Origin of the sequence: Cytobacillus sp. FSL M8-0252, from assembly GCF_038007345.1 — a bacterium.
Taxonomy (GTDB): Bacteria; Bacillota; Bacilli; order Bacillales; family Cytobacillaceae; genus Cytobacillus; species Cytobacillus kochii.
Window position 1 is genome coordinate 3393708 of record NZ_JBBOWZ010000001.1, and the last position, 24790, is coordinate 3418497.

General features: G+C 37.6%; 22 protein-coding genes, 1 pseudogene and 1 other annotated feature. Of the genes and pseudogenes, 1 reads left to right on the top strand and 22 read right to left on the bottom strand.

What is annotated here, in order from left to right; genetic code table 11:
* Positions 1 to 86: 86 nt before the first annotated feature.
* The 12 genes and pseudogenes from MKX83_RS17100 to MKX83_RS24675 form a co-directional block, all read right to left on the bottom strand.
* Positions 87 to 770: a hypothetical protein gene (locus tag MKX83_RS17100; RefSeq protein ID WP_095372397.1), complete on the bottom strand. Its 684-nt coding sequence runs from the start codon at positions 768 to 770 to the stop codon at positions 87 to 89.
* Positions 767 to 1330 carry a hypothetical protein gene (locus MKX83_RS17105; protein ID WP_095372396.1) on the bottom strand — a complete coding sequence of 188 codons (564 nt, stop codon included), beginning with the start codon at positions 1328 to 1330 and terminating at the stop codon, positions 767 to 769. Before MKX83_RS17105 ends, MKX83_RS17100 begins: the two co-directional genes overlap by 4 nt.
* Complete coding sequence (gene pilM, locus MKX83_RS17110) at positions 1331 to 2260, bottom strand: type IV pilus biogenesis protein PilM (RefSeq protein WP_157733923.1); 930 nt, start codon at positions 2258 to 2260, stop codon at positions 1331 to 1333.
* 22 nt (positions 2261 to 2282) lie between these two features.
* Positions 2283 to 3026: a prepilin peptidase gene (locus MKX83_RS17115; protein ID WP_095372394.1), complete on the bottom strand. Its 744-nt coding sequence runs from the start codon at positions 3024 to 3026 to the stop codon at positions 2283 to 2285.
* A gap of 18 nt (positions 3027 to 3044) precedes the next feature.
* On the bottom strand, positions 3045 to 3518 hold the full coding sequence (locus MKX83_RS17120) for a prepilin-type N-terminal cleavage/methylation domain-containing protein (RefSeq protein ID WP_095372393.1): 474 nt from the start codon (positions 3516 to 3518) through the stop codon (positions 3045 to 3047).
* A gap of 108 nt (positions 3519 to 3626) precedes the next feature.
* Complete coding sequence (locus MKX83_RS17125; RefSeq protein ID WP_341056618.1) at positions 3627 to 4829, bottom strand: type II secretion system F family protein; 1203 nt, start codon at positions 4827 to 4829, stop codon at positions 3627 to 3629.
* On the bottom strand, positions 4822 to 5862 hold the full coding sequence (locus tag MKX83_RS17130; protein WP_095372391.1) for a type IV pilus twitching motility protein PilT: 1041 nt from the start codon (positions 5860 to 5862) through the stop codon (positions 4822 to 4824). The genes MKX83_RS17125 and MKX83_RS17130 overlap by 8 nt, the downstream gene beginning before the upstream one ends.
* Positions 5828 to 7516 carry a GspE/PulE family protein gene (locus MKX83_RS17135; protein ID WP_341056620.1) on the bottom strand — a complete coding sequence of 563 codons (1689 nt, stop codon included), beginning with the start codon at positions 7514 to 7516 and terminating at the stop codon, positions 5828 to 5830. The genes MKX83_RS17130 and MKX83_RS17135 overlap by 35 nt, the downstream gene beginning before the upstream one ends.
* A gap of 13 nt (positions 7517 to 7529) precedes the next feature.
* Positions 7530 to 8699, bottom strand: coding sequence for a hypothetical protein (locus MKX83_RS17140; RefSeq protein ID WP_341056622.1), 1170 nt, complete (start codon positions 8697 to 8699; stop codon positions 7530 to 7532).
* The gene (locus MKX83_RS17145; RefSeq protein WP_341056624.1) at positions 8696 to 9088 is read right to left on the bottom strand and encodes a hypothetical protein; all 393 of its coding nucleotides are present in this window, start codon (positions 9086 to 9088) and stop codon (positions 8696 to 8698) included. Before MKX83_RS17145 ends, MKX83_RS17140 begins: the two co-directional genes overlap by 4 nt.
* Positions 9079 to 9360: a hypothetical protein gene (locus MKX83_RS17150; protein ID WP_263624127.1), complete on the bottom strand. Its 282-nt coding sequence runs from the start codon at positions 9358 to 9360 to the stop codon at positions 9079 to 9081. The genes MKX83_RS17145 and MKX83_RS17150 overlap by 10 nt, the downstream gene beginning before the upstream one ends.
* Before the next feature lie 3 nt (positions 9361 to 9363).
* Positions 9364 to 9444: pseudogene (locus tag MKX83_RS24675) on the bottom strand (prepilin-type N-terminal cleavage/methylation domain-containing protein); the annotation flags it as partial.
* Positions 9445 to 9504: 60 nt separating this feature from the next.
* Here MKX83_RS24675 and MKX83_RS17155 point away from each other — a divergent pair.
* Positions 9505 to 11052 carry a PilW family protein gene (locus tag MKX83_RS17155; protein WP_341056626.1) on the top strand — a complete coding sequence of 516 codons (1548 nt, stop codon included), beginning with the start codon at positions 9505 to 9507 and terminating at the stop codon, positions 11050 to 11052.
* 127 nt (positions 11053 to 11179) lie between these two features.
* On the opposite strand, the gene MKX83_RS17160 is transcribed toward MKX83_RS17155, so the two are convergent.
* From MKX83_RS17160 to hemA, 10 genes are all read right to left on the bottom strand, one after another.
* Positions 11180 to 12478: a bifunctional folylpolyglutamate synthase/dihydrofolate synthase gene (locus tag MKX83_RS17160; RefSeq protein WP_341056627.1), complete on the bottom strand. Its 1299-nt coding sequence runs from the start codon at positions 12476 to 12478 to the stop codon at positions 11180 to 11182.
* Positions 12479 to 12550: 72 nt separating this feature from the next.
* Entirely contained in the window at positions 12551 to 15196 is a 2646-nt protein-coding gene (locus tag MKX83_RS17165; RefSeq protein WP_224935835.1) for a valine--tRNA ligase, read from the bottom strand.
* A 76-nt stretch (positions 15197 to 15272) separates the two neighbouring features.
* Positions 15273 to 15510, bottom strand: a binding site (T-box leader).
* 307 nt (positions 15511 to 15817) lie between these two features.
* Positions 15818 to 16885: a spore coat protein YsxE gene (ysxE, locus tag MKX83_RS17170; RefSeq protein ID WP_341056628.1), complete on the bottom strand. Its 1068-nt coding sequence runs from the start codon at positions 16883 to 16885 to the stop codon at positions 15818 to 15820.
* Positions 16886 to 16995: 110 nt separating this feature from the next.
* Complete coding sequence (gene spoVID / locus MKX83_RS17175) at positions 16996 to 18093, bottom strand: stage VI sporulation protein D (protein WP_251162613.1); 1098 nt, start codon at positions 18091 to 18093, stop codon at positions 16996 to 16998.
* Positions 18094 to 18447: 354 nt separating this feature from the next.
* A complete protein-coding gene (gene hemL, locus MKX83_RS17180; RefSeq protein WP_307312711.1) occupies positions 18448 to 19734 on the bottom strand; it encodes a glutamate-1-semialdehyde 2,1-aminomutase in 1287 nt (428 codons plus the stop codon).
* Between the two features lie 16 nt (positions 19735 to 19750).
* Complete coding sequence (gene hemB / locus MKX83_RS17185) at positions 19751 to 20731, bottom strand: porphobilinogen synthase (protein WP_095372380.1); 981 nt, start codon at positions 20729 to 20731, stop codon at positions 19751 to 19753.
* 19 nt (positions 20732 to 20750) lie between these two features.
* The gene (locus MKX83_RS17190; RefSeq protein ID WP_307312709.1) at positions 20751 to 21512 is read right to left on the bottom strand and encodes a uroporphyrinogen-III synthase; all 762 of its coding nucleotides are present in this window, start codon (positions 21510 to 21512) and stop codon (positions 20751 to 20753) included.
* Positions 21509 to 22444, bottom strand: a complete 936-nt coding sequence (gene hemC / locus MKX83_RS17195; protein WP_095372378.1) for a hydroxymethylbilane synthase — start codon at positions 22442 to 22444, stop codon at positions 21509 to 21511. The genes MKX83_RS17190 and hemC overlap by 4 nt, the downstream gene beginning before the upstream one ends.
* A gap of 37 nt (positions 22445 to 22481) precedes the next feature.
* Positions 22482 to 23315, bottom strand: coding sequence for a cytochrome C assembly family protein (locus MKX83_RS17200; RefSeq protein ID WP_095372377.1), 834 nt, complete (start codon positions 23313 to 23315; stop codon positions 22482 to 22484).
* A gap of 15 nt (positions 23316 to 23330) precedes the next feature.
* A complete protein-coding gene (hemA, locus tag MKX83_RS17205) occupies positions 23331 to 24671 on the bottom strand; it encodes a glutamyl-tRNA reductase (RefSeq protein WP_322909645.1) in 1341 nt (446 codons plus the stop codon).
* Between the last annotated feature and the right edge of the window lie 119 nt (positions 24672 to 24790).

The following is a 24790-nucleotide window of genomic DNA, read 5'->3' on the forward strand; positions in this document are numbered from 1 at the left end:
AAAAAAATAACAAGACTTTTGTCGTCTTGTTACAGAATGATTTCGTCAAATTCCATCATGGATAAAAACTTTGTCAAAGAAAGGCATCAGTCTCTATCTTCAAAAGGATAGGACTTGCCAGCAGCTTGATCATTGACGATTTTAGGATCATTTTCTTTTAAATCAATAGCGGTAGGAAAATGATAAACTGATACAACCATAGTGTAATCTCTTATACCATCTTTCACCTGGGTGATTTCGATTGATTCAATGGTTGTATACCGCTCTAGATGCTGTAATTCCTCTGTGAATGAAAGCCAATCCTCATAGCTTTGAGATTGCAAGTGCATGCTAATGACGGTCTTTTCTAATCCATTGGGCAACTTTACTTCAACAATACCTTCTTCTGATGTTGTCGAAATATCATTGATTGTTTCACTATTTGCCGTCTCATCCGAATGAACTCTTTCAACATTAATGGCCATTTGTGTAAGCTGAATCTTATTGACCGTTGCCGCTTCATCTAATAATAATAAAAACTGTTCTTCTAATGGCTCGATAGGTAGATGTAGTTGAGCATCTTCCCATTGTTCTGTCTGTGATACCGTTGCGGAAGAGCCTTGTTCCTTTAAGCTATTTAACCGTGCTTCTTCTGTAATGACCCTTTTTTTTATGGCCGATTCCTCTAACTTGAGTGGGTATAAGTAAAGAACGTAGGTTAATACAACTGTTATAAGCATGGATAAAACAATTACCAACAACCAATATTTACTTCCTTTGAACACAGTCAACGTTTTTCCTCCTCTACAATTGAGAAATAAGAGGGATCAAACGTGAAGGAGTAACTTGCTTCAAAACGAGACCGTTCCATTTCAGCTGCCTGTTGTTCATTAATCGTTGCTAAAGACGCATCTATAGACCAATCAGCTTGTTTAATACTGTGCAATAAATAAGCTGCTTCTCTTTGTGTATCAAATTGAACAAGCATCTCAACCTCATTTTTGTTCGATAGCTGCAGCGAAAGAATATAGCCTCTTGTTGGCAAAAGAGCTGTTAATTCAGATAAAAACCCGGTGATATTCACGCGTTCTTGTTCTAGCCAAGTTGTTGCATTCATTAACTCTTCTAGCGATTGTGATTGCTCTCTCTCATTCGACATTTCTGTTTGCTCTATTATTTCAACTTGTATATACGCTAATTCTTCCTCACTTGATTGGATACTTCTTTTTATTTTGTAGGCTCCTACGAAAATCGAAGCTAAGAGTAGCAGCAGGATGACCAACAAGATAACTATAAAAGTTGGGTTAACTAAAGGCTTTTGCTTTTGCAACAAATTTATATTGACCGTCATTTAAAGCACATCCTTTAACGCTAACCCCAGCACCTTATTCATCGAAGGTACAATCGTTTCATCATCCATTATTTTCCTAGCGTCAACAATAGCTATACGGCTTGTCATTCTACTACTTAAAAACAACTGAAAACTATGTATAATATTTTCACCACTTAATAAAACACTTGTAGTTGCATGATTGGTTTGTTGAAGGGTGAAAAAATGAAAATCTTGTAATCGATCCACTTCACGATACACTTCGGTAAATAAATAATCATCATTGGTTAATTCTATATTGTCATCATAGGGTAAATAATGAACAAGCATAGGAATGCCATGATGAATGATAGAGATATGAACACCTTGTTTTTCAAAATGAATGATAACAACACTCTCATTATCCTCTGCTAATCCTAAATAGGCGCTCAACCTCCATAAAGATAATGCTGTGATCTCTGCTTCTTCTGGGTAAACATTAGCTTGAGCGATTACTTGTTCAAACTGATGAACGAGCGTCTCCTCCGCAGCAACTAACAACACACGTTTCTCTTCATTCACCTCTTTATTAGGCATGAGGTGATAATCAAATACTGGTTGTTGAAATGGTAAATGAATGCTAGCCCCTATTTCCATATCCAAATATCCATGAATATGCTTTGCAGGCACTTCATCAGGAATAACTACTGACCTTACAACACTTTGTCCATCCGGAACTATAAATCTAACTTTTTTCCGATGAAGCTGCCAGTCTTCCACACAGCTTTGGAGGATTAAGGATAACCCCGTTTCATCTATTATTTTTCCTTCTTCAATGATTCCTTTTGCAATAGGTTTCACTGCTAGCTTTGTACCATAGGGAAACTGCCGCTTGTTCACTTGGCAATAGCGAATGCAATCATCCTCTATGACTATATTACAAAAGCTTTTTCTTAAGAAAGATAAAGCCATCATTTAAACTCCTTTGTCTAAACTAGAAGATTTGTAAATAATACAGCCATATTTCTTTGCCGAAAAAGTAAGCAGAAAGCGCTCCAGCTGCAATAAAGGGGCCAAAGGGGATGGGGTTGCCTCGTTTAACTTTGCCTACTAGCATAGCTAGTAAACCGAATACAGCGCCGTAAATCGTCGCAAGGAAAAAGGTTAACAAGACAAGCTTTGCACCAAGAGCAAACCCTAATAACGCAAACAGTTTAATATCACCACCGCCCATCCCACCATTACTCACAACTGCAATGGCAAGAAGCAAAAAGAAGCCAATAGCGCAACCTACTAAACTATCCCACCAAGGTGAAAGTGGCCAAATCAATCGTTCTATTATAAAAATGACTGCAAAACTTAGCAAAATACGATCCGGTATTAACATATATTGAATATCCGAAACGAAAATAATCATAAATAAAGATATCAACGTTAGAGCAAACAAAAGCTCTGGCGTCCAACCTAACGTGACAAGCGCAAGCACGAATAACAGCCCTGTTAACAGTTCAACAATAGGATATAAGGGCGAGATCCTCACACCACAGTGACGGCATTTCCCGCGCTGAAATAAATAAGATAACACTGGCACCAATTCATACGCTTGTAAGTTATGGCCGCAGTCAGTACAAGCTGACCGCGGTTTTACAATCGATTTTTTCACAGGTACCCTCAAACCGACAACATTGTAAAAGGAGCCGAGGATGAGGCCTATGATAAATAAGTAGATTAGTAGTATGTGATTGACCTCCTAACTTTATTCCTTAACACTTTCTCTAGATAAGTCAGATTCTAGAACGGCTTCATTATTTCCATCAGAAACTGATCTTTCTCCGTTTGTTAAGAAAACTTTGTATGTGATATTGCTTTTATCTTTTTCAACTTCAACATAGGAACCATTTTTATTTTTATTTCTTTTATATCCATTTTTAACTTTATCTGGATCATCCATCTTTTCCAAATAACCAGATTCCTCTATATCAGCTAAGTATATTATTTTATTTCCATTGTTCTCTTGAATAACATCCTCTGAAGCTACCATTAATTTAGCTGAACTAATCATCTGCCTTGCATTGGCGACGTGAGCATCCTTTTTACTATTATCAATCAATCCTCCGATACTAGGCACAGCAATGGCAGCTAGTATACCAAGGATGACAACAACTGCTAATAATTCAACAAGCGTTAGCCCTCGCTCATTTTTACACTGTTTTTTCCATTTTTTCAACATGTTCATCTACCTTTCTATCTTTTTATTTAAAATAGGTATAATTACCTAAGCATATTATACTATTTTTCTGTGAAATAAATAGATATTTTTTCCTCTAAATGGTAGATATTATTCAACATGATTAAAAATATCAAACATAGGCACAACGATACTGATAACGATTGTACCGACGATAAGTGCTAAGATGATAATCATAAGCGGTTCAAGCAGCGCTTTCATCCGTTCGGTTGTCTGATCGATTTCACTATCATATAAATCAGCTACTTTTTCAAGCATCTCATCTAAGGAACCACTTCTTTCACCAACGGCAATCATATGTGAAAGCAATGGAGGTAGCAGACGATTCTTCATCGGCTTCGCTAATGATTTTCCTGTCTCAATACTGAGACTTGCATCTTGTAGAATAGTTTTTATTACCGTTAAGGAAGCCATTCTTTCCACTATTTTAAGTGCTTCTACAATCGATACAGAACTGATTAACAAGCTTGATAATGTTCTCGTAAATAAAGCGACCTCTTTAATAATAAGCATTCTTCCGATAAATGGGGTACGTAACAATAACCAGTCTCTACAACCTCTAAGGAGTTTATGATCACGAAATAGTAAAATCGTGAGTACAAGCACGAATAAGAAAAAGAGAATCATATACCAGTTCATCGTAAGGTAGTCACTAATACGAAGGACAAATATCGTAATGGCTGGAAGTTCTGCATTGAAGCCTGCGAACATTTGAACGAATGTCGGCACCACTTGTAGCATTAAAAATAGAACAACAAAAATAGCAATGATGCTGACAACAATAGGATAGGCTAGGGCAGATAAAACCTTGTTTTTTAGCTGATTTTGTTTTTCGTAATAATCGGCCAGACGGCGTACGACATCATCTAGCATCCCCCCGGCTTCTCCAGCATGTATCATATGAATCATATAAGGCTGAAACAAATCAGGGTGTTCTTTTACTGCTTCCGATAGAGGCTTTCCTTCATCCAAAGTGTCTCTCATACTTAATAATGCTTGCTTTAAACGTTTATTTTCCGTCTGCTCTGCTAACATATCTGTTGCCTCAATTACTGTAATTCCAGCTTGTAAAAGGGCAGCGAATTGCCTCAAATACACTACAAGCACACTTGTCTTTAATCCCTTTTTTATGGCAATATCTTTTGTCCAGAATGTTTCTCTCACTTCATTTAATTCGATAACCCGAAATCCTTTTTGCTCTAATTTAGTGACCGCCTCTTTTTTTGTCCAGCCATGAATGATTCCTGTCCGCTTTCCTTTTAAGCTTTTAGCGACATAGGAGAATCTAGCCATGACGTCTCCTTTCTTTTATAAAGGGAGAAGCCACCTCCGGAGAGATGAGCTGTTTTTGTAATAATTTCGTTACGCTTGTCTCTAGTGTATGCATGCCAATCTCTCTTGATGTTTGCATCACATTGATGAGCTGATGGATTTTCTCGTTACGAATAAGGTTAGCTACTGCTGCTGTATTCACTAATAATTCAGTAGCTACCGTTCGACCGGTACCCGTTTTTAAAGGCAAGAGTCGCTGTGAAAAAACCCCTACTAAGACGGATGAAAGTTGAAAGCGAATTTGCGTTTGTTGGTCAGCCGGAAAAACATCAATCATACGATTAATTGTTGAAGGAGCACTAGATGTATGCAATGTGCCTAGAACGAGATGACCCGTTTCAGCAGCTGTAATCGCTGTTTGAATCGTTTCAAGGTCACGCATTTCACCCACCAATATGACGTCAGGGTCTTGTCTTAATGCAGCCCGCAACCCGTTGGCAAAGTTTTGTGTATCAAAACCGACTTCTCTCTGATTAATAATTGACCGATGATGTTTATGTAAATACTCAATCGGATCTTCTAAAGTGATAATATGCTTAGAAAAAGTTTCATTCATTTGTTGAATAATAGCTGCTAATGTTGTTGATTTGCCGCTACCTGTTGGTCCCGTCACTAAGAAAAGCCCTTGTGGTTGCTCAACTAATTTAGCTAACACCGGCGGTAAAGAAAGCTGATTCAATGTTGGAATGCTGACTGGAACAACACGAATTGCGAGGCTTATACATGACCTTTGATGATAAGCATTGACTCTAAAACGGGATAAACCAGGAATGCCATACGAGAAATCTAATTCCCCTTTTTCTTTAAACTTTTGCCAAAGGTGAATAGGAATGATCTCTTTAGCCATCTCCTCTGTCGCCTGTGGTGTTAATATTTCCTCTGTGATTCTTTCTAGCACACCATTGATACGAATAATCGGTTGAGTCCCTACACTAATATGTAAGTCAGATGCCTGTTTGTTATACGCGCTCGTTAACAAATCTATCATTTTCATTTCCCAAACTCCCCCCTTCCTCTAACATCGTTACTTTTAACACTTCCTCTAAAGTCGTCAGTCCTTGAGAGATTTTATGCAATCCGTCTTCTAATAAGCTTCTCATCCCAGCTTTCTTGGCTGCGATTTTTAATGTAGTAGTATCATGATCAGTAGTAATAATTTTTCGCAAAACGTCGTTTAATGTAAAAACTTCATGTAAAGCGATTCTCCCTTTATACCCTGTCATCTGGCAATGACTGCACCCTCTCCCTCTTTGTAAGTTTTCAGGTTCAATTCCTTTGCTAGCAAATACCGTTTGCTCATACGAAGTAGGTGTAACGGTTTCCCTACATTCAAGGCAGACTTTGCGTACCAATCTTTGAGCAACCACACCATTTAATGCTGAGCTCACTAGGAAAGGTTCAATTCCCATATCGATTAACCTCATCACCGTTGACACACTATCATTTGTATGGAGAGTACTTAAAACGAGATGCCCTGTTAAAGCTGCCCTTATAGCGACTTGAGCTGTTTCTTGATCTCTTATTTCACCGATCATGATGATATTTGGGTCTTGCCTTAATATAGATCTCAATCCACTAGCAAAGGTCATCCCCACTTGCTTATGAACTTGTAGCTGATTGATTCCTTTTAGAATTTGTTCAACAGGGTCTTCAATCGTAATAATATTGACTTCTTCTTTATTCATTTCATGCAAGGCGGCATATAAGGTAGATGTTTTTCCGGCACCAGTTGGTCCTGTAATTAGTACAATACCTGCCGGTTGCTGAATCATCTGCCTTATTTGCATTAAATATTCTTTTTGAAAGCCAAGATGTTCAAACTTCATAAGCCGCTCTTGCCGATCTAATATTCTTAATACCGCTTTTTCCCCATGAACCGTCGGAATAATAGACACCCTTATATCGACCGTGCGATAATCAATTGGTATTTTGACACGTCCGTCTTGTGCTATTCTTTGCTCGGTTGTATCCATCTCTGCCATGATTTTAATTCTTGAAAATAGTTCATTTTGGATTGATTTCGCTAATTCCCTCTCTCGACGTAATAACCCATCAACGCGAAAGCGAATAACAACACTGCTTTCTTGTGCATCTATATGAATATCACTAGCCTTCATGGCAATGGCACTACTTAATAATTGATCTATTAACTGGATAATCGGTGCATTCCTTCTACTTCTTTGCTTTCCTTGCCTTTCATTCCCAGCTGCCACTTCTTCTTTAGGTTCATCTCGATAATAGCGATGGATCGTACGAACAATATCATCTTTAGCAGCAATGGCTGGATGAATTTTATACCCTGTTGTTAATCGAAGATCATCAATTGTATAGTAATCTAGTGGGTCCGCCATCGCCACGAGGAGATGGTCACCCTCAAGCTTTAAAGGAATGACAAGATTTCTCTTCGCCACTTCCATTGAGATAAATTGCAAAATTGAGGGATTGATTGGATAAGCCGTTAAGTCCACATGAGGAATGCCCAATTGCCATTCGAGCGCTTGAATGAGTTGTTTCTCCGTTATTAATTCGCTTTGTAGTAAGGCATCCCCGAGCTTTTGACTCTTGTTCTTTTCCCGTAATACCTTCTCTAATGCTTCATGGGTGATAACACCGGCATCTATTAATAATTCACCTAATTTTTTGCGCAAGAGATTTCCTCCTTTATTTCTCCATTTTTTCGCCCTCTATCCCCCATAAATCATCCCGCGGTTCACTTTCTTCATTAGAATCCTTTGTTACTTTTTTGTTCTCTTCATCTTCCCTACCGTCACCTCTCCATTCAATTGTAGATATGGGGGGATAATAATCTTTCAATCTAGCAAATGTCTCTATAAACATACCTTTTCGCTTCTGGCGCTCAATGACAACCCGTATACCTACGGCACCCTCTTCAATCATTTTCACACCGTCTTCTAACCCTTCTTGGTTATATACCTTTGTCAGTGGCTCAATTTGCTCCGTCTCTTTTATTACGGCTTCATAATCATAAATAAATGGTGGCCCCATTAAAGTAAAATACATCCTCCCCCTGTTCTCTTCTATTTTGATTGTATAATTGACAGTATTAGGGTTGTAGAATTTGAAATCATGTTGTCTTTTTTTGTCCACGTAAGCCTCATATCCTGCCTCAGTAAAGCTTGGCTGCTTATTTTGAATGTATCTTTCTTCAATGGAAAAATTCGTATGTAAGGTAAGTTGATAAATGCCTGTTGCTATTATATGTAGATCATTTTCCTCACCGAATTGATCTAACACAGAGAAAAGGGAACGATTATCGATAGCAATGGATTGGGTATAGCCACTCCAATCAGCATCTACTTGTAGTACAACTTGAGCGAGTGGTTCTTGTACAAGTGTTACAGGTAAGTATTCCTCTATTTGCACATTATAGGATGTTTCTAATCTACTAACTTTATCTACAATGTCCTCATAGATTTTATTCATTTCTTCTTCATTCAACGTCAATTGTGAAAATAATTCTTCTACACGCTCATAAAACAATTGCTTATCATATTCAACAAAAAGTGGATGATTTGTTCCTTCTGTTATTTCTTTAACAGTACCCTCCACGTTAAAGCGAAATAATTGCGGGTCAAGTATCCATTCTTCATCTAGATAGGTAACCTTTATTTGTGCTTTATTTCGCCATTGTTCAACTTTTTGCAGTAACTTACTTTTTATTTCTCCTTCACTTAAACCTTTAATGACCACATCTGCCACTTTCGTTTTACTTGAATGAATAGAAGGTGGAGTGGCATGAGCAACATACTGCCAAACGATGATGAGCAAAAGAATTAGTACAATACTTGTTAGAATTATTCTTGGTTTCATTTTTCTTCACCTTCATGTACGAACGCCATTGCAGCTCCGCACTTATTTTTATAAATAGGGATGATACCTAACCCTTCTATATCCAATGCATTGTCACAGGTACAAGCACTCGTCTCATCTCCTATCTCAACCCAAGATGTATCTGTAGCGAAAACCACACAGTGATGGTCAGATAGCGCGATCGCCTTGTTCCCTTCTTGGGTAGAAAATAGGGTTACTCCTACTTCAATCAAACGATGATGTTGGATATCAAATTGACTTTGTGTGATTTGTTTGGTTGATTGAAGGACACCTAACAAAAGCGGTGGGATGATAATAAATATCAACAATATAATCAAGAGAACAGTAACAAGTGCATACCCCTTTTCGCCATTTTCCTTTACTCGCACCTTGAACCCTCACCTTCAAGTTGTGATATACCATAGAGTTCCTCTAAAGGCTCATCTCCTTCCTTTCCAGTAGAGACAGTAACCTTCAAAATAGCTTTTTCTTCCACCATCTTTTGAATCACTTTAATAACATATTCTTGTTCGTTTATATCAACAGTTTCTTGACCGCACGTTCCCTCTATTAATGCTTTCTCTGCTAGTTGTATTGCAGTAAAATCAGCCTCCGTTCTTGTTATTTGTCCGTTTGCATTGATAAAGACAGAAATAAACACAGTAAGTACAATTGTAATTAACGAAAGAGAAACAATGACTTCAATTAGCGTTAACCCCTTTTGTTTTTTTAATAGTTTAAAAATTTCTCATTCACCTCCAAATAATTATTATGTAAAATAAAGGTATAAAGGGGGTATAAAGAAATGGGTAAATATAACTATAAAAATAACATAGGTATGACATTAATTGAAGTACTAGCGACCATTGCTATCCTTTCAATTATTAGTTCTGTGATTTATGGTACTTTTATTTCAATAGAGAAAACAAAAAGTAAGACTTTTACTTCTGTCAATTTAAGGCAAGAATCTAACCTCATTATGGCTTATTTAAGAGACTTACATCAAGTAAAATATGCAACAACGCCACAATATTCTTTATCGCTACCTTCTTTACTATTAAGAAATGATATTCACTTCAAAGACATCTCGATTAAACCTGCTAATCAAAGCAGAGCAGATCCTTATTGTAGTTATCATGAAGATGATGTGAAACCTCTTGAGGATTGCCTCATTTCTAGTGATGTAATTGATGTTCAATTCACTCTTGCAGGCGGAGAAGATACTTTCAGTGTTCATACTAAAATAAACAAACTGCTGTTAGGAGATAAAGAGGACGATTCTGGAAACGAGGAGAATCCCGGCGACGGAGGAGGGGGCGATGATAATGGCGAGGACCCTAATGAAGGAGAAAATTCTACTTGCTCTGACAGCTTCTATCAATGTATGATTGAAAGTCAACTATTTATCCATGGTTCCTCATTTGCCTTTCATGGTAACCGAATCAATGGTAGCGATGCAACCATATATATTGGGGATTCATTAAAAACTACCCACATTAATGGCGGGGCCTTAAGTAGTGTTTCTAATCTATTTATAGATGGAGATGTAAATTTACAAGGAGGTAGTGCAGGATTAGGATCAGCCTCAAAGCCAGGGCAAGTTTGTATTAACGGCGACTTTTCAGCCACAGGTGGACGTTCTATATATGGTCATACCGTTGTGAATGGAAGGGCCAATATTAAGGATACGACTTTTTATCAACCTCTAACCATAATGAAGGATGCAGTGTTACCTGGAGGAACATATAAAGATATCGTACATATTGGTGGTGACACTTACATCAAAGATGCTTACTTTGAGAAGGCGCTTTTTTCTCATCAAGACTTGACGGTTGATTGGACTCCATCCTTTTCTCCTTCCGCTTTAGCAACATATGTTGGAGAATTGTATCATCCGAATAATATAAATTTATCCGCTTATCAAAAAGGAACATCTTTAGAAAAGTTAACGAGTTGTAGCATCCCTTCTTACCCTCTTCATAAAACCAAACCAGCAGGATGGTATGAAGCAAATGGCTATGGTTCCTCAGTAAAAAGTGAAAATATGAAATTATTTGGAGGAGATATTACCATTTCTCCATATCTTGACGAAAAATACCGTTATATAAACTCCTTTTCAAAAGCAGTAATTATTGCTACCGGTGATGTATATATCGGTTCACAAAGTCAATGGATTGAACGATTTAGCGGAGTTGTATTTGCTCCATATGGAAGTGTAACCTTTTATGGAGGAGAATTTAATGGTAGTATCATTGCTAAAAATGGCGTTTACCTTATGAGTGGGGGAACAACAGTGAACTATATCCCGATTAGTGATTTTTTTGCTCAAGAAAAGGATTTCCCTCTTGAATAAGACACATAATGATAAAACGCCAATTGCTCTATTCATGTTGGTCAACTAAAAAGTAAAGGGCGATTCTAAAAGCTATTTGACGCCCTTTACTTATACGGCTACGAGCAATATCCATCGTAACCAATCATTATTGATGAGCGAAAAAACGCTTTACTTCAGAAATAAAGTATAGGGAACCTGTAATCACTAAAACATCATTTTCACGCATCATTTCTTTCGTTTCTTTTATTGCTTCTTGCCAATCAGCTGTAACTAAATGATGATTCTTTTGACTGATTGCAGACAGTTCCTCAGCTTTTGCCGCACGAGGGAAATCAAAACCTACAAAAGTAATCGCTTTCGCACAATCCTCCATTCTTTGAATCATGCCTTGCAGTGGTTTGTCCTTTAATGCTGCAAAAATAAAATAAATATCACGATCGTGATAGCGCTTTTCTAATTCGTCACAAACAGCAGCCATTCCTTCTTCATTATGTGCTCCGTCTAAAATCGTTAGTGGACCTGTTGCCACGCGCTCAAAACGACCGGGCCAATACGTTTTCTTCAAGCCTCTCCCTATGCTTTCTTCTGAAATCACAAAGGAAAAATATTGATTCAGAAAATCAATCGCCATCAACGCCAAGCTGGCATTTTCTACTTGATGAACACCTGGCATCGATATTTCTAAATAGTCTCTTTGACTAAATGTATTCTGAAAAGAAAAGGCCTCACCTACTTCTGTCGATACGATATGCTCCGCTTGGAATTGCTTATTTGCTTGATAAAGTTTTGCATGTTTTTCTTTTGCTGTCTTTTCGATAACAGCCACTGCCTCATCTTGCTTAACACCAGTAATAATTGGTGTTCCAGGCTTTATAATCCCAGCTTTTTCAGAGGCAATCTTCTCAATCGTATCACCTAATATCGCTGTGTGATCAAGACCGATATTTGTAATGATAGATAATAGGGGATGAAGGACATTTGTTGAATCTAGTCTGCCACCTAATCCTACTTCAAACAAAGCAATATCAACCGGTTCAATATGGGCAAAATAATGAATCGCCATTGTTGTTATAATTTCAAATTCAGATGGCTCTCCTAGTTCTGATCCTTCGAGCTCTACTGCAAGCGGATAAATATCATTCACTAGCTGGACAATATCTTTATCAGAAATCGGCTTGCCGCCTAATGTAATCCGTTCATTGAATTGCTCTATATATGGAGAAGTAAATGTACCTACCATAATCCCTTCTGCTTCAAGGATTGAGTGGATATAAGCTAGTGTCGAACCTTTACCATTCGTTCCCCCTATATGTATAACCTTCAGTCTTCTTTCTGGATGATTCAACTTTTCCATCATCCATTCCATCCTTTGTAATCCTGGTTTGATCCCAAGACGAAGACGAGAATGAATCCAACCAATTGCTTCTTCATATGTTGTAAACATTTCTATCTGCCACCTTTATTAATATAACCATTATAAGAGGAGACGATATTTCGCCTCCTCTCCTATTATACCTTATTCACCTTTTAATTCGTTCATTCTTGCTTCAACTGCTGAACGTTTTTCGCTATAATCTTGTTCTTTCGCTTTTTCTTCAGCGATCACTTTTTCAGGTGCTTTCTTAATAAAACCTTCATTGCTTAATTTTTTCTGAACACGTTCTACTTCTTTATTTAACTTATCCCATTCTTTTTGTAAACGAGCAATTTCTTCATCAATATTAATTAAACCTGCTAATGGCAGAATAATTTCTGCTCCAGTAACAATCGCTGTCATCGCTTTATCAGGTGCTTTTGCATCAATCGCAATGGTTAATTGCTCAGGGTTACAGAAGCGTTCAATATAACCAACATTTTTACTTAAAACCTTCTGTACTTTTTCATCTTTTGTTTTGATGAGCATATCAATCTTCTTACTCAATGGTGTGTTTACCTCTGCACGAATATTACGTACAGAACGAATAATTTCTACAAGCAGTTTCATTTCTTCTGCTGCTGCCTTATCGGAAAGCTCTTCATTCACAGTCGGCCAAGAGGCAACTGTAATCGATTCTCCTTTATGAGGAAGGTTTTGCCAGATTTCCTCTGTAATAAACGGCATGAATGGATGCAATAATCTCATTGTTTGGTCTAGTACATAAGCGAGAACAGATCTTGTTGTCTGTTTAGCTGCTTCATCTTCACCGTATAATGGCAGTTTTGCCATTTCAATATACCAGTCACAGAAATCATCCCAAATGAAGTTATAGAGGATTCTGCCCACTTCACCAAACTCATAACGATCGGACAACCTTGTTACCGTTTCAATTGTTTCATTTAAGCGAGTTAAAATCCATTTATCTGCAACCGATTTTTCACCGGTTAAATCAATTTCATCATAAGTTAATCCATTCATGTTCATTAAGGCAAATCGAGAAGCGTTCCATATTTTATTGGCAAAATTCCACGTAGATTCTACTTTTTCAAAGCTGAAACGCAGATCCTGGCCTGGTGAGCTTCCTGTTGATAAGAAATAGCGCAAGGAGTCTGCACCGTATTTCTCAATTACATCCATTGGATCAACGCCATTACCTAGTGACTTACTCATCTTACGACCTTCCGCATCGCGAACCAATCCATGAATAAGTACATCTTTAAATGGACGACCACCAGTAAATTCAATACCTTGGAAAATCATTCTAGATACCCAGAAGAAAATGATATCATAGCCGGTTACTAACGCATCAGTCGGATAATAGCGTTTAAAATCAGCACTTTCTTCATTCGGCCAACCTAATGTGGAGAATGGCCATAACGCGGATGAAAACCATGTATCAAGCACATCTTCATCTTGTTTCCAGTTCTCACTATCACTCGGTGCTTCTGTTCCTACATATACTTCACCTGTTTCCTTATGATACCAAGCTGGGATGCGATGACCCCACCATAGTTGACGAGAAATACACCAATCACGAATATTTTCCATCCAGCGTAAATACGTATTTTCAAAACGATCTGGAACGAAGTTGACTTTATCTTCACCCTTTTGCAAATCAACCGACGCATCCGCAAGTGGTTGCATTTTTACAAACCATTGTGTAGATAAATAAGGTTCTACAACCGCCCCACTACGTTCTGAATGACCCACAGAATGAAGATGCTCTTCAATTTCAAAAAGAATACCTTCTTCTTGCAAATCTTTAACGATTTGTTTACGGCATTCAAAACGATCTAACCCTTGATATTTGCCAGCATTCTCATTCATTGACCCGTCTTCATTCATTACTAGAATTCTTGTTAAGTTATGACGATTACCAATTTCAAAGTCATTCGGGTCATGAGCTGGTGTAATTTTCACTGCTCCTGAACCAAATTCCATGTCAACATAATCATCTGCAACAATCGGAATTTCTCTTCCAGTAATAGGCAGTTTCACCGTTTTACCGATCAAATGTTGATAACGCTCATCTTTAGGGTGAACGGCAACCGCTGTATCACCTAACATCGTTTCAGGTCTTGTTGTCGCAATTTCAATATGGCCGCTACCATCTGTTAATGGATAGCGCATATGATAGAACGCACCTTGCACATCTTTATGGATAACTTCTATATCAGATAAAGCTGTTTTAGTAGAAGGGTCCCAGTTAATAATATACTCGCCTCTATAAATCAAGCCTTTATTATATAAAGCAACGAAGACTTCTTGTACAGCATCTGATAACCCTTCATCTAATGTAAAGCGTTCACGGTTATAATCTAGACCGAGACCAAGCTTAGACCATTGTTGTCTAATATGTCCTTTATATTCATTCGTCCATTTCCACGTTTCTTCTACAAACGCTTCTCGACCTAAATCATAACGGCTTTTTCCTTCTTCACGAAGTTTTTGCTCAACCTTTGCTTGAGTAGCAATACCTGCATGGTCCATACCAGGTAACCACAGAACATCATAGCCTTGCATGCGCTTCATTCTCGTCAAAATATCTTGAAGCGTTGTATCCCATGCATGACCAAGATGCAATCTTCCCGTTACATTTGGTGGCGGTATCACAATAGTATAAGGTTTTTTCTCCGGATCATCTTTTGCCTCAAAATATTTTCCTTTTAACCACCAATCATAACGACCTTGTTCAATAGACTGAGGGTCATATTTTGTTGGCATCGTGATATTATTCTCTTCCATCGCCTATTCATCCTTTCTCACATTCGCTTATCGTTAACAATCAAACAAAAGCAAAATAAAAAACTCCACTCGTCACAAAAAGGACGAATGGAGTTGCTTCCGCGGTACCACCTTTTTTTCAATTACCATAAACTTTAGTAATTGACTCTCGAATGGATAACGGCGTTCCCGTCTTTCGCTAATAATAGAACCTACGTTCACGAAAGAAGCTCCAGGGCGACCTTCCAATGGGTTCGCTTAGAAAATCTCACAGCAATTGATTTTCCTCTCTTAAAGCAAAGCGCCAATGTACTCTTCCCTATCAAAGCTTTTCATTTGTTTGAATATAAAGTAATACTACCTAAAAACAGTCACTATAGTCAATAAGGATGACCAATTTTTTTTATTATATACATGATAATGAAAAAAGGGAACAAACCTGTAAAAAAATTGCTCCTATTTTGAGCCTGCCTATGTATGAGGCAATTATGCGCGGGATGAGGATGCAAGAGAAATCCACAACCTAAATGTAAACTTTCGAGGAGAGGTAGAAAGGTATACTCTAAGATATAGACCTTGCTTTTACAGAGGGCGTTTAATTTTCATTTGGATTCTCTTAAAATGAATATAGGAGCCCAGTTTTTATCCATTTTGGGCTCCTTCTTGTTCTGCATTCGCTTTCTCAGCTGCTTCTTGTGCTTGTTTTTTCTGACGCTCAATTTCATCAATTCTCATGGCCACATATTCCGTATTTTTTAATAACCAAAATTGCCTTTGTATATGCTCTACATGCTTTCTTTCATTCTTTTTTGACTTACCATTATGATATTTTTCTGCTGCGCGAATGACAGGCCCTGGATGAGCAAAATAACTTTGAAATAACAGCATTTCATCTTCTCTAAACGGATAATGCTTAAAATAAGTGTAAATCCAATCGACAGCATCGTCGGCACGCTTTGGAAAGGTTTTTAAAGACCTTGATAAGAACGGAAGAAGATCATGCAAAGGTGAACTTCTCTTTGCTTCTTCAAAATTCAAAAAATAGCCATATCCGCGCTCATCATACAAGAAATGTTCGGTAGAAATTTTTCCATGTATAACAGCTGTACGAACTTTTTCCTCTTCCTTCGTTTTTTCGTACCAATCCTTTAACTTCTTGGTTGAGAAAGTTAACGCTTGAGCGATATCATTATAATATTGTGTAAACATCAATTCATAAGGAGATAAATATTCCCTAGATTCACATGTTTCAATAAAACCATCCAAAAATTCACTCTGCTTTTCCCATTCTAGTAACGTATTTTCATAATGCTCTTCACGTTCTTCCTTAGAAACTTCCACTTCTTTCGTACTTAAGACATGCAAGCGAGCAAGTTCTCTAAACATTTGTTGATGCCGTTCAAATTGATCTTCTTTAATCTCATTAGGTAGCCAAGGCATTAAATAATACAGCTTTTGGTTGTGTAAAACGGCATACCTACCATCAACCGTCGGATAAATCGGGACGATCCGGTTGTACCCCATTTGGTATAATTGTTGAATATAACGTATGAAGTCCGCACCATGATTTGCTTTTATTTTTTTCAAAGAAAAAACACCTTTGCTAGAGTAAACTTTTTGAACGCTACCAAAACTTTCGATGAAATTAGGCTCAAGTGCATAGTGTTTTAAGATTGGACCATATTTTTTTAATCTATTTTCCTTTGCCACTTAGACCACTCTCTTTCCTCGCTTACCTAAACTGTGTAAGTAAACAAGTGACACTGATAAAAATGCGAGCAGACCGATGGAGATCTGCTCATAATGTGCCCCCTTACCCGCTAGTTTGTAACAGCTACAGGGATATATAAAACTTGGCCTTCATGCACTTCTTGATTCAATTCTAGTTGATTGGCTCTCATTAATGTTTGTGGTGTCACATCATATCTTTCTGAAATAAGATCAATCGTATCATTAGGCTGGACAATACATACCTTAACCTTCGTCAATTGTTCTTCATCTTCTTTACGAGCAAAAAATTCCGTCAAACTCATGCTTTTCTTGCCTTTTACTTTTTTCTTTTGTGGTTTCACTTCTTCTGAAGAGGATTCAAGCTCATCTGTCACTTCTTCAAGCTCTTGAACTGGTTTTGTTTCTTCTACTTGCTTAACCTCAAAAATCTCTTCTGCTTCCTGCTTTTTCTCTTCATATCGATTAGCTATAAAAGAAACCTCTGGCATATCAATGGGTTCTTCTTCTTGAGGCTCAAGAATAGGTAAGGATCGATTTAATACCGGTTCTTCTTCAACCACTTCTGGCTCCTGCTTCGCTTCAGCAACAAACACATCTTCATCTTTTTCATTCTCCTCTGGTAGGGAGAAGTTAATTTCTGTTTGTTCTTCTTCACGACTGGTGTCTTCTTCTTCTTCTTGATCCTGAACCGTTGAACGTTCTACCGTATCAAGCTCAAGCACGTTATTCTCATCCTCAGTATATGCCACATGCTGTTGGTCACCATACAAACCAGATATCGTCAAATTAGCATGGAGCTTCATGCAACTTCTTTCAGGAAACATATAATCAAATGACTCTACTTGGACATCAATATCATCCAATCTCTCAATACGGTTATTCGGGATCGTAATATCTACAGGAAAGTAGTGTGTAAACTCACATACCCCCTCTTCCCTTTCTTCCACAGATTGGATAAACCTTAATGTAGATGGCGGTTCATTCATACTGTCCTCGGTTGATTCATCACGATGATATTCGCCTGTTAGTTCTAGTGCACCTTGAATCGTTACATACTGCTCACTATCCTGAATCGTTATATTCGGATCAAGTGAAATCGAAAGTAATTGTGATACTTCCTGTCCTTTTTGAAACCAAACGGATTCCTCTAATGAAAACCGCAAGTTCGACGGATTTCCTTGAGACATATTCGACTCCTCCTCCCATATCATCAAAACAATAACATCTTTTCTCTTACACTTTATGAGGAGGAAAAGTGAATTATGATTACTTTACTTAGAAAGGAGCGCGTCTTCGATAGAATAACTATATTGTTAAAGAGAAATAGATTAATTTAGGGGTTGTGAATTTAAAATCTCACATCTTTCCCACTCTCCACTTTGACTATTTTTCGATGTGAGCCATTTCAATGCACCAAACTCTCTTTTTCTCATTCTGTCTACCGTTGCTCTTCTCTTTGCCCTACTCTCTAAAAGATTGACATCTTTCGATTGAGAATAAAAAAGCGAACAATTCCATTCCGGAATTTGTTCGCTAAAAACTTATTTCAATTTCGCAAATGCCTTTTCAGCTGCGGCAATTGTTTGATCAATATCTTTATCCGTTAATGCTGTAGACAGGAATAAACCTTCAAATTGTGATGGTGGAAGGAATACGCCTTGAAGCGCCATTTCACGATAATAAGAGGCAAAGAAGTCAAGATTAGACGTTCTCGCTTGATCATAATTAATGACATCTTCATTTGTAAAAAATAGTCCAATCATCGATCCTGCCCGGTTAATTGTATGTGGAATCTCATATTTTTCTGCTGCTGTTCTCAAGCCTAATTCGAGTTTATCAGCTTTCTTAATAAAGTTAGCATACGTATCCGGTGTTAATTGACTTAATGTTGCATAACCGGCAGCCATCGCAAGCGGGTTCCCTGATAATGTACCTGCCTGATAAATGGGGCCACTTGGTGCAACCTGCTCCATAATTTCTCGTTTACCACCGTAAGCACCAACAGGCAGTCCACCACCTATTACTTTTCCTAAGCAAGTTAAATCAGGTGTAACGCCGAAGAAACCTTGGGCACAGTTATAATCAACACGGAAACCTGTCATTACCTCATCAAAAATAAGAATGGCACCGTATTCAGTTGTCACATCACGTAACCCTTGTAAAAATCCTTCTACTGGTGGGACAACTCCCATATTACCAGCAACAGGTTCAACAATGATGGCAGCGATATCTTCACCAAATTGTTCAAAAGCGTATTTAACACCTTCAAGATCATTGTATGGAACTGTAATCGTATTCTTTGCAATACCTTCAGGCACACCAGGACTATCAGGCAATCCAAGTGTAGCTACACCAGAACCGGCTTTAATTAAGAGAGAATCTCCATGACCGTGATAACAGCCTTCAAATTTAACTATTTTATTGCGTCCTGTGAAACCTCTAGCTAATCTTAATGCACTCATCGTTGCTTCTGTACCTGATGAAACCATACGAATCACATCAATTGAAGGAACACGATCGATGACGAGCTGTGCTAATTCATTTTCAATCAACGTTGGCGCCCCGAAGCTTGTGCCATTTTCGGCAACTTCCTTCACCGCAGAAACAACTTTTTCATTAGCATGTCCTAAAATCAGTGGTCCCCATGAAAGGACATAATCAATATATTCATTACCATCAATATCATAGATTTTTGACCCTTGGCCCTTCTCCATAAAAATCGGATCCATATCAACCGATTTAAAAGCGCGCACTGGGGAGTTTACTCCACCAGGCATCAATTTAACTGCTTCTTTAAATGCGGCTTGTGACTTTTCATATGAACGCATAAACATCCCTCTTTTCTTATTTGTGTGAGTTCATCCATTTGGCAGCATCTTTTGCATGATAAGTAATAATTAAATCACTACCAGCTCTTTTCATCCCTGTTAACATCTCAAGCACGATTCTTTCTTCGTCAATCCAGCCATTTTGTGCAGCGGCCTTTACCATCGAGTATTCGCCACTTACATTATAAGTAACAAGTGGTAAATTAATATTGTTTTTCACATCGCGAACAATATCAAGATAAGGCATCCCAGGCTTTACAATGAGGAAGTCTGCACCTTCCATTAAATCTGATTCTGCCTCTCTCATTGCTTCTAAGCGGTTTGCAGGGTCCATTTGGTATGATTTCCGATCACCAAATTGTGGTGTACTGCCAGCAGCATCCCTAAATGGTCCGTAAAAAGCAGACGCATATTTAACTGCATAAGACATAACAGGTATATGTTCAAAGCCTGCCTCATCAAGGCCCTCACGAATAGCGATTGTAAATCCATCCATCATATTAGAAGGAGCAATAATATCTGCGCCTGCTTTTGCTTGACTAATTGCTGTTTGCACAAGTAATTCTAATGAAGCGTCATTTAATATTTCGCCATTTTCAATCAAACCACAATGACCATGGTCAGTATACTCACAAAGACAAGTATCTGCAACGACCAAAATTTCTGGATACTTTTCCTTGATTAATCTTGTTGCTTCTTGGACAATTCCATGTTCATGATACGCCTGCGTACCACAAGCATCCTTTTCAAGAGGAACACCAAATAATAAAACAGATTGGATACCTAGAGATACAACCTCATCCATCTCTTCAGTTAAATGGTCTAATGATAAATTATAAATGCCTGGCATAGAAGGAATTTCTTTTTTTATGTCTTGTCCTTCTGCAACAAAAATTGGATAAATAAAATCCTCCACATGTAGATGTGTTTCTCTTACCAAATTGCGCATATTAGCTGTCCGACGTAAACGGCGATGACGATTAAATTGACTATCCATTGTACTACCTCCAACTTGATTAAGAAATGACTTTTACTACTTCCTTAATTAAATGTTTAAATGTATATATAGTTGGTACAGCATGTACCTTCAAACCGTAAAATTCTGCTCTTTTTGCAGCTATTGGTCCTATACAACCGATGATACTCTTACTTATTTGATTCTTCAAATCATGACCCTCTACGATTTCCATAAAGTGATCAATCGTTGATGGGCTGGTAAATAATAGTATATCAATGCCATCATTCAATAAGCGACCCGTTAATAATTGTTTACTCTCATCAGGAAAAAAATTTTCATAAACGATTCGTTCAGTCACTCTATGCTTTGCTTCCATAAGCTTTTGCTTAATATAATCTCGGGCCAAGTTGCCCTTAGGCAAGAATATATTTTGTTCATCCCCTAAAATTGCTAAAAATTCAAGGGTAAAAGTTTCAGCCACAAATTCCGTTGGTATGAAATCAGCTTTCAAGTCATATTTTGATAACTTTTCAGCTGTTTTCTTTCCTATAACGGCCAACTTCGGTAAGTTTGTCTTCTGTGACACATATGTAAAAAACACCTCAACTGACACACTGCTTGTGAAAATAATCCATTGGTATTGTGTGAAATCATGGGTTTTTAAAGAATGGGCTTCTGTTGTTTCTCTAAACGAAATTAATGGGATAATTACTGGATGTCCACCAAGGGATCTGACCAAATCACCACTAGCCTCCGATTGATCTTTACTTCGGGGAATAAGGACAGACATTCCATGTAAGGCACTGTCCTCATGAATCATCCTTCGTCTAACTCCTCTTTGACAGCATCAATTAATGCTTTTGCACCTAATTCCGATAAGTTTTCTGCTACTTGATACCCTATTGTCTCAGGATCATCACCAACAACCATATCTTTATAAATCGTACGACCATCTGGAGAACCAACTAAACCAGTCAAACTTACTTCACCATTCTCAGTTAAACGTGCAAAGCCTGCAATCGGCACTTGGCAACCGCCCTCCATTTTATGAAGAAATGCACGCTCGGCAAGCACTGTTCTTTTCGTTTCCTCACAAGTGAATGCATCTAAAAGCCTTCTTAGTTCATGATCATCTTCTCTACATTCAATAGAGAGTGCACCTTGACCAACAGCTGGTAAACAAATATCTGGATCAATAAATTCTGTAACGATCTCCTTCGTCCATCCCATTCTTGATAGGCCGGCAGCAGCAAGAATAATGGCATCATATTCTTCTGTTTCTAGTTTAGCAAGACGTGTATCAATATTCCCTCGTATCCATTTAATTTCCAAATCTGGTCTTTTAGCTAAAATTTGTGAACCTCTTCTTAAACTACTTGTCCCGACAATTGCACCTGGTTTTAAGTCAGCTAATTTCACATGGCCTTTGGAAATAAGTGCATCTCGATAGTCTTCTCTTTCCGGAATACAACCAATGGTCAATCCTTCAGGTAAGACAGCTGGCATGTCCTTCATACTATGTACAGCCATGTCAATTTCCTTATCTAACATCGCTTGTTCTATTTCTTTAACGAATAGGCCTTTTCCTCCTACCTTTGAAAGGGTAACATCCAGGATTTTATCTCCTTTTGTCACAATTTCTTTTACTTCAAAATCAACTGCAGGATTCAAACGGCGTAACTGATCAATCACCCAATTCGTTTGTGTTAACGCAAGCTTACTTCTTCTTGAACCGACAATTATTTTTCTCATGACAGCCTCCCTATTCTTTAAAAACATATTCCTTTTCTTATTCATACCAGAAATGGAAAGACGATAACCTTCCAAATAAGAAAAAATTAATTAATACAACAAGGAAAGCAGCCACATTCCAAGTAGCAAGTGATTTACCACTCATTCCTCTGCCAACCTTTAAATATAAGTAAATACTATACAAAATGAGTACCAATAAGGAACCAAGCACTTTTGAATCCAACCATACCATATTTGGTAATTTCATATAAGCCCATTGTATCCCTAATATTAAACTAATCACTAACATAGGCACCCCTATACTAGCAAATAGATAAGACATTTTTTCTAGTTGTGATAAATTCGCAATTCGAATAAGCCTTGAACCCCACTTTTTCCTCTTCAACAAATCATATTGAATCAAATATAAAAGAGCAAATACAAATGACAATGAAAAAGCACCATATGAGAGAATCGCACCAATAATATGAAAAAAGAGGAGCTCAGACATCAATTGATTCGCCAGCACATCTGATTCAATCTCAATAGGAGCAAATGTATGTAAAGCCATAATAAAAAAACCAAGTACATTTGTGAAGAAAACGATAAAATCGACTTTCATAATGCGATTAATAATTAAAGAAAATGTAATAAGTACCCATGCGTAGAAGTATAAACCTTCAAATATCGTTAATACAGGGAATCTACCCGTATTCCACATATAGAGTAATAAGAATACCGTCTGTAATCCCCATACAAATGCAAGTAACCAGAAGGCGACACGATTGGCCTTCCGGTTACTTGCTAAAAAGTCAATAAAGTAGAGAAGTACACTCGCTGCATAAAGAACGACAGTAAATTCATGCAGGCGTGCCATATAGATATCAAACATGGACAGTACCCCTTTTTATGATTGAAAGGATGTCTGTTGCACCTTTACACGATCTGATTTTGGTTGTTCTTGTTTTTCGATTTGCTGGACAACAAGATCTTCTATATTAAATATTTTCACGAACAATTCTAATGCTTTATCAGCATTTTTATGTCCTGCCAATTCTTTTGCTTGTAATACAGGGTCTTTCAACATTTGGTTCACAATACTCTTCGTGTGCTTGCTAACCACTTTTCTTTCACGTTCTGTTAGGTTAGGAAGCTTTCTTTCCAAACTTTTCATTGTGTCAGCCTGAATAGCAAGAGCTTTCTCTCTTAAAGCAGAGATGACAGGTACAACACCTAGAAGTTTAAGCCATTGTTTAAATTCAACGATTTCTCCTTCGATTAATAATTGAATTTTCGCCGCTGCTTTTTTACGTTCTTGCAAATTCGCTTCAACAATACCTTCTAGATCATCAATATCATATAAGAAAACGCTATCTAAATCAGCGAGTGCTGGATCTAAATCACGTGGGACAGCAATATCGACCATAAATAATGGCTTACCTTTCCGCAATCTTTCTACATCTGCCATCATCTCTTTTGTAATCATATAACTGTTTGCACCTGTAGAAGAAATCACGATATCGGCTTCCACTAATGCACATTGTAATTCTTGCATTAATTTCGCTTGCCCTTCATAGCGGTGTGCTAAATTTTTCGCTTTCTCAAAAGTACGATTAATAACCGTAACATTCGCACCATTTGCATGAAGATGTTGTATCGCTAATTCGCCCATTTTACCTGCTCCAAGAATAAGTACTTGCTTATTCGTAATTAGACCGAATATTTTCTTAGCAAGCTCAACTGCAGCATAACTGACAGATACAGCATTTGCACCAATATCTGTTTCGGAATGTGCTTTTTTAGCAAATGTAATGGACTGCTTAAATAATTGATTGAAAATTGTTCCAGTTGTATGTTCAACTTGCGCTTGCAAAAAGCTAGAGCGAACTTGGCCCAAAATTTGAGTTTCTCCTAGAACCATTGAGTTTAATCCACTACCGACTTTAAATAAATGCTCTATCGCACCATCATGTTCATAAATAAAAAGAAAGGGCGAAAATTCATTTTGATCTATTTGAAACCAATCGGCTAAAAATTCTTTAATATAATATCTTCCTGTATGCAGTTGATCAACAACCGCATAAATTTCGGTCCGATTACATGTGGATAGAATTACATTTTCCAAGATGCTTTTCTTTTGTTGCAATGCTTGCATTGCTTCACCCAATTGAGAAGGATCGAATGTTAATCTCTCTCTAATTTCCACAGGGGCTGTTTTATAATTTAGACCAACGACCACGATATGCATTTTTAGTAGACCCCCCAAAAAAATTGCATAATTACATACATATATTATAACATTATCTTTACAAGCTTTTTCGAAAAAATGTGAACAGAGTATGAACACATATGATATGATATTTGAGT